The following is a 6794-nucleotide window of genomic DNA, read 5'->3' as shown; positions in this document are numbered from 1 at the left end:
GGGCGAATATCTGTGCAAAATTAATTTCCAGAAATATAGAATTTACTCTTGCATTCTGGAATTTATAATTACATTTAAGTGCTTGAAATATCATAATCAAACAGGCGCAAGAAAAAGAACAAATGTTCACATTTGCGCCTATACTTTTTTCTTCCGCTATGTTATAATTTTGGTGACCTTTGGTATTACTAATTCCACCAGGTTTTATCTGGTGTTGCGGTGTCAAGAAAATAGCGTTTTGGCGACCATCATTCGTAAAATAGCAATAGTTCGATTATCAGGCAGGATAAAAAGGCTTTCCTTTACGAATTTCTGCCTAATAGGCGAACTTTTTAAGTGGTCACCAAGGAAGGAAAAAGCGAAAATGGAGTTCAAATTACACTCAGAATACCAGCCCACCGGCGACCAGCCGCAGGCGATTGAAGCCCTTGTAAAAGGCTTCCAGGAAGGCAACCAATTCCAGACTTTACTAGGGGTTACGGGCTCTGGCAAGACCTTCACCATGGCAAATGTCATCCAGCAAATCCAGAAGCCGACCCTCATCATTGCCCACAACAAAACCCTCGCCGCACAGCTCTACAGCGAATTTAAGGAGTTCTTCCCCGAGAACGCGGTAGAGTATTTTGTGAGCTACTATGAAATGAGTTTCAAACCACTACTGATTGGTGTTGTTTAGCGCTATTTGTACCATATTTTGTGGACTATATGGACTGTATGGACGGAATAACACCAGGTGGACTGGGGGGACAGGTGACCTTCATTCGTATATTGACCGATTGATAGATAATAGAATGTGGCAAATGGAAGGGGAGGAAATATATGGATAAGAAATTTATGATCGAAGAATATAATATTGATAGCCTATATGGACAGGTAAGTGAGATCGTGGATAGTGCACGTTTGAATACCTATAAACAGATAAACCTGATGCAAATAATTACTAATCTTTTGATAGGAAAACAAATTGTAGAAGATGAACAACAAGGGAATGTGCGGGCTAAGTATGGAAAAGCTGTTTTGAAAAAATTATCATTAAGATTAACAGAAAAATATGGGCGAGGATTTTCTGTTGATAATTTAGAAAATATGAGAAAGTTTTACTTGAAATTCGGGGATAGAATTCCCGAAGCACTGATTCGGATTTTAGGAAATGAAGAAGTGCCTTATAAATTAACATGGACACACTATTTGATATTAATGAGAATTGAAAATATTGAAGAGAGGCATTTTTATGAGATAGAAGCTTACAATGAAGGATGGGATTATAGAACATTACAGAGACAGTATAGTTCCAGCCTTTATGAACGTTTAGCATTAAGCAGAAATAAAGAGGCTGTATTACAACTGTCTCAACACGGAAATATTGTTAGAAAGCCAGAGGATCTATTAAAACAGCCGACTGTATTGGAATTTTTAGGGTTGGAAGAAAAATCAGAGTATGTGGAAAGCGATTTGGAGACAGCCATTATTGATAAATTGCAAGCTTTTCTCATGGAAATGGGGAAAGGATTTCTTTTTGAAAAGCGTCAGAAAAGATTTACATTTGATGAAGACGATTATTTTGTAGACCTTGTTCTCTATAATCGATTACTTCGGTGTTATGTATTAATTGATTTAAAGGTCGATACGCTCACGCATCAGGATTTAGGACAGATGCAGATGTATGTGAATTATTATGATCGTGAGGTGCGTACAGAGTTTGAGAACCCAACAATAGGAATATTACTTTGTAAAGAGAATAAAGAAGCCATGGTAAAATTAACTTTGCCTCCCAATGCTAACATTTATGCGTCCGAATATAAGCTTTATTTACCAGACAAAAAATTGCTTCAGAGTAAATTGAAACAGTGGATTGAAGAAGCTGATAAGGAATAAGGATAGATATGAAATTAAAAGGCGTAGAACTTTGCAGAAGTTAACTATGAAAAATATTAAATACCATATAGGAGGAACGAGACGTATGTATGATAGTAAAGAGGAACTTTTAGAATCATTAGAATTTGGATCCGTTGATTCTGAATCTGAAGAGAATTTAGATGATAAATTTATTAAGACTAGAGATTTTAATGAATTTTTAAAACCGCAGAAAGCATTAATTTTAGGGGCTAAGGGTTCTGGTAAGAGTGCATTATTTCAAATGTTCTCAAAGTATGAAGGTAAAGCTAGAGAATTAGCGCATTTAGAGGAAAATAAGGTATTAATAGTTACGGGTACAGGATTTAATGATATTAAAGAGTTACAAACAGATGACTTTAATAAGCTGTTAAAGCAAGAAGAGGCGGATTTTGATAGCATATGGGAGTTGTATATAGCAACTAAAATTGCCATTAAACTTGGAAAGTCAGGTTATTATACCGGTGAAAATCTAATGGAGTTTTATAAACAAGCAGGACTTATTGAAGATTTCAGGATTTTATCTATCTTACGTCAATTATGGGGAATGGTAATAGGAACACCAATACAGGGAATAGATATAGAGGTTAAAGGAGTAAAAATTAAAATTGGTGGTAAGTATAGTATTGATACTCAAGATATGTTAACAGAGATTAATGATACATTAGATAATGAAAATATGGATTGTTGGATTCTTTTTGATAAAATTGATGAATTGTTTTCCAATGATTATCAAAAAAGAAAATTATGTATAGAGAGTTTATTTCGTACATATTTAAAATTTATTAACCGATTTTCTAGAATTAAGTTTAAAATCTTTTTACGAAATGATATTTGGTCAACTTTAGAATTTGTAAATAAAAGCCATATATCTGATAAGTGTGTAGAATTATCGTGGAATGAAAATAATTTATTAGAGATGTTAATGAAAAGAATTTTGAATAATGATAAAGTTCTAGAGTATGTTATCAATGAAACTGGATTAGATGAAGAAGAATTATTGCTTTCTGTTAATCTAAAGACTGTTTTTTATACTATTTTTGCGAAACAGGTATATAAAGGTAAAAGAGAGGCTACAGTGATCTCTTGGCTCTTAGCTAGAATAGCAGATGGATTGGGAGGAAAATATCCAAGAGAATTAATTAACTTTGCAAACTATTCAAAAGAAGAACAAAAAAATGAGAAATTTGATGATAATTGTTTAATCTCTGGAAACGCAATAAGAAATGCTTTTAGTAAAGTGTCTATTACAAAATGTGATACATATCTGAGCGAATTTCCACAGTTAAAAAACCATTTTGAAAGATTTAGAGGAAGAGATACCGCTAGATATACACGGGAGGAGATTTGGGAGATGATGTCTGGATTAGAGCCAAAAGGCGATGATATGATTAGAGCCTTGTATGAAACGGGGATGTTAGAAGCACAGCAGAGTAGAGGATCGGCAGATAGTAGTTTTGAAATACCAAAACTATTTCGAGTGGGACTGGGATTGGTTTTAAGAGGAAGACCATAAAACAACTGATTTTGACTTGAAATATAGTATGTGAGGGAATAATCATGGATCATTTTAAATTAGTATCAGAATACGCACCAACCGGTGATCAGCCCCAGGCCATCGCCGAGTTGGTAAAAGGTTTTCAGGAAGGTAATCAGTTTCAGACACTGCTTGGCGTCACCGGTTCCGGAAAGACCTTCACGATGGCCAATGTTATCCAGGCTCTGAACAAGCCAACCTTGATCATTGCCCATAACAAGACATTAGCAGCCCAGTTATACGGTGAATTCAAAGAGTTTTTTCCTAATAATGCCGTAGAATACTTCGTGAGCTACTACGACTACTACCAGCCGGAGGCTTACGTCCCTTCCACAGACACCTATATAGAAAAGGACTCCTCCATCAATGATGAGATTGATAAGCTGCGCCACTCAGCCACGGCTGCGCTTTCTGAGAGGGAGGATGTGATCATTGTGGCATCCGTGTCCTGTATCTATGGTCTGGGCAGTCCCATTGACTACAAGGAGATGGTAATATCCCTAAGACCCGGCATGGTAAAGGACAGGGATGAGATCATCCACAAACTGATCGATATCCAGTATGACCGCAATGATATGGATTTTAAGCGCGGCACCTTCCGGGTCCGCGGGGATGTGCTTGAGGTTTTTCCGGCATATTCTGACAGTGAGGCATACAGGATTGAGTTTTTTGGGGATGAGGTGGATCGGATTGCGGAGATTGACACGCTAACTGGCGAGATAAAATCTCAGCTGGGTCATATCGCTATCTTTCCTGCTTCCCATTACGTGGTCCCGAAGGAAAAGATGATGGAGGCCACTGAGAATATCCTGGCCGAACTTAAGGAGCAGGTTGCGTTTTTTAAGAGTGGAGATAAGCTGCTGGAAGCGCAGAGAATCTCGGAGCGCACGAATTTTGACGTGGAGATGATGCGGGAGACTGGTTTTTGTTCCGGTATTGAGAACTACTCCAGGCATCTGACAGGAGGGCTTCCCGGAGAACCGCCCTGTACGCTGATCGATTATTTTCCGGATGACTTCCTCATCATTGTGGATGAGTCCCATATCACCCTTCCACAGGTCAGGGGAATGTATGCAGGCGACCGGTCCAGGAAATCCACCCTGGTAAACTATGGTTTCCGTCTGCCTTCCGCATTGGACAACCGTCCGCTAAGCTTTGGGGAATTTGAGGATAAGATCAGCCAGATGATGTTTGTGTCAGCAACTCCCTCTGTCTATGAAAAGGAACATGAGTTGATGCGTGTGGAACAGATCATCAGGCCCACAGGCCTGTTGGATCCGGAAATCAGCGTCCGCCCTGTGGAAGGACAGATCGATGACCTGATCTCAGAGGTAAACAGGGAAGTAGCCAATCATCACAAGGTGTTGATCACCACCCTGACTAAGAGAATGGCCGAGGATCTGACGGATTACATGCGGGAAGTGGGAATCCGCGTAAAGTATCTCCATTCAGACATTGACACCCTGGAGCGGGCTGAGATCATCAGAGACATGCGGTTGGATGTGTTTGACGTGCTGGTGGGCATTAACCTTTTGAGGGAAGGACTGGATATACCGGAGATCACCCTGGTGGCGATCCTGGATGCGGACAAAGAGGGATTCCTCCGCTCTGAAACTTCACTGATCCAGACCGTGGGACGTGCTGCCAGAAATTCAGAGGGCCATGTTATCATGTATGCGGATAAGATAACGGACTCTATGCGTGTGGCTATTGAGGAGACGGAACGCCGGCGGCAGATCCAGCAAACGTATAATGAGGAACATGGGATCACTCCAACAACCATCAAAAAAGCGGTCCGAGACCTGATCGCAATATCCAAGGCAGTGGAGGAGAAGGATGCCCGGTTTAAGAAGGATCCGGAATCCATGGATGTGAAGGAGCTTAACAAGCTGGTGAAAGAACTGGAAAAGAAGATGCGTCAGGCCGCGGTTGAACTTAACTTTGAGGAGGCTGCAAGACTTCGCGACCGAATGATGGATATCAAGAAAATACTATTAGACATGGAATAATTTGTAACCTATCTCCCCCTGGTCTTAAAAATGTAATATTCTCTTAAGGATTATTAAATTGTACAAAATGGATTGATTTACTATAATAAAGATAGGCAATTAAAACAAAATTTATATAATTGTAGGCAAGGAGGAAGGTTTATGAGAAAACAGAAAGGATTATGCCTGATTTTGGCAGCCGTGATGGCTATTAGTACCGGTATCACGTCTTGGGCAGCAGATACTAAGATTGATAAGGTAAAACTTACATTTTCTTATGATAAGGCGCCTGCAAGCGGTGATGATATCGGCGATATCACTGTAAAAGCGGGAAGCAGCGAGTTTTATGTGGAATCAGCGGAGTATACGAATTCAGAGGACCAGGATACCTGGACAGTGGGCGATGTGCCTGAGGTAAAGATTGAACTGTCTGCTAAGGATGGCTACCGTTTTTCCTACACATCCAAAAGCCATTTTCAGCTTTCGGGATGTAATGCGGAATTTAAGAAAGCCAAGATATATGACAGCGGGGACTACATTGAAGTTTATGCAGAGCTGAAGCGCATTGGCGGAAAGCTGGAAGGGGCATCAAACCTGGACTGGGAAGATACCATTGCTGTGTGGGATGAGATAGAGGGAGCTAAAAGCTATGATGTAAAACTGCTGCGGGATGACAAGACAGTGACCACGGTCAGCACCACAGGGACATCCTATAACTTTGCCGGCTATTTTAACCGGGAAGGGGACTACACCTTTAGGGTAAGAGCAATTTCAAAGTATAACAGCAAAACAGGAGAGTGGTCCGAGGATTCCCATTCCTTCTATGTGGATGAGGATGAACTGGGAACCTATGGAGGAAGCGGCCGCTGGGTACAGGACCAGAAGGGATGGTGGTACTCCTATGACACAGGCGGATATCCGTCCTCCTCATGGCGCCAGATTGACGGTGCATGGTACTATTTTAACAATTCAGGCTATCGGGTGACCGGCTGGCAGCGGCTGGACGGGACCTGGTATTATCTGAACGGGGATGGCGTCATGACAACGGGCTGGCAGGCTGTGAACGGACAGTGGTATTATATGAATGGCAGCGGTGAGATGCAGACGGGCTGGCAGGCTGTCAATGGAAGATGGTATTATCTGAACAGCAGCGGTGCTATGCAGACAGGCTGGTTAAAGATGAATAACCAGTGGTATTATCTGGACGCATCAGGCGCAATGACAACGGGCTGGCAGGCTGTAAACGGCAAGTGGTATTACCTGGGCAGCAATGGTGTGATGTACGCCGGTACGTGGACACCGGACGGCAGATATGTGGACAGTTCAGGAGCATGGGTGCAGTAATCGGTTTAAATGTGGCTATTGATCGTTTGCAA

The 6794-nt window shown here is 41.2% G+C and carries 4 protein-coding genes and 1 pseudogene; all 5 read left to right on the top strand.

Annotated elements, in window-relative coordinates:
• Positions 1–364 precede the first annotated feature (364 nt).
• Positions 365–640 (top strand): annotated as a pseudogene (locus tag CLFS41_RS21585) (DEAD/DEAH box helicase family protein); the annotation flags it as partial.
• A gap of 179 nt (positions 641–819) precedes the next feature.
• Positions 820–1875: a PDDEXK nuclease domain-containing protein gene (locus tag CLFS41_RS21580; RefSeq protein ID WP_045093431.1), complete on the top strand. Its 1056-nt coding sequence runs from the start codon at positions 820–822 to the stop codon at positions 1873–1875.
• An 85-nt stretch (positions 1876–1960) separates the two neighbouring features.
• Entirely contained in the window at positions 1961–3409 is a 1449-nt protein-coding gene (locus tag CLFS41_RS21575; protein ID WP_045093430.1) for a hypothetical protein, read from the top strand.
• Positions 3410–3453: 44 nt separating this feature from the next.
• Positions 3454–5439, top strand: a complete 1986-nt coding sequence (gene uvrB / locus CLFS41_RS21570) for an excinuclease ABC subunit UvrB (RefSeq protein WP_045093429.1) — start codon at positions 3454–3456, stop codon at positions 5437–5439.
• A gap of 141 nt (positions 5440–5580) precedes the next feature.
• The gene (locus CLFS41_RS21565; protein ID WP_007863473.1) at positions 5581–6762 is read left to right on the top strand and encodes an N-acetylmuramoyl-L-alanine amidase family protein; all 1182 of its coding nucleotides are present in this window, start codon (positions 5581–5583) and stop codon (positions 6760–6762) included.
• Positions 6763–6794 lie beyond the last annotated feature (32 nt).

The organism is Clostridium sp. FS41 (genome assembly GCF_000954015.1).
Lineage (GTDB): Bacteria > Bacillota > Clostridia > Lachnospirales > Lachnospiraceae > Enterocloster > Enterocloster citroniae.
The sequence above is the reverse complement of the archived record's forward strand: the minus strand, read 5'-3'. Positions and strand labels throughout refer to the sequence as shown.

Excerpts from the sequence above, each read along its gene's own strand:
- CLFS41_RS21565 (WP_007863473.1), top strand. The coding sequence starts at position 5,581 with ATGAGAAAACAGAAAGGATTATGCCTGATTTTGGCAGCCGTGATGGCT.
- CLFS41_RS21580 (WP_045093431.1), top strand. The coding sequence starts at position 820 with ATGGATAAGAAATTTATGATCGAAGAATATAATATTGATAGCCTATAT.
- uvrB (WP_045093429.1), top strand. The coding sequence starts at position 3,454 with ATGGATCATTTTAAATTAGTATCAGAATACGCACCAACCGGTGATCAG.
- CLFS41_RS21575 (WP_045093430.1), top strand. The coding sequence starts at position 1,961 with ATGTATGATAGTAAAGAGGAACTTTTAGAATCATTAGAATTTGGATCC.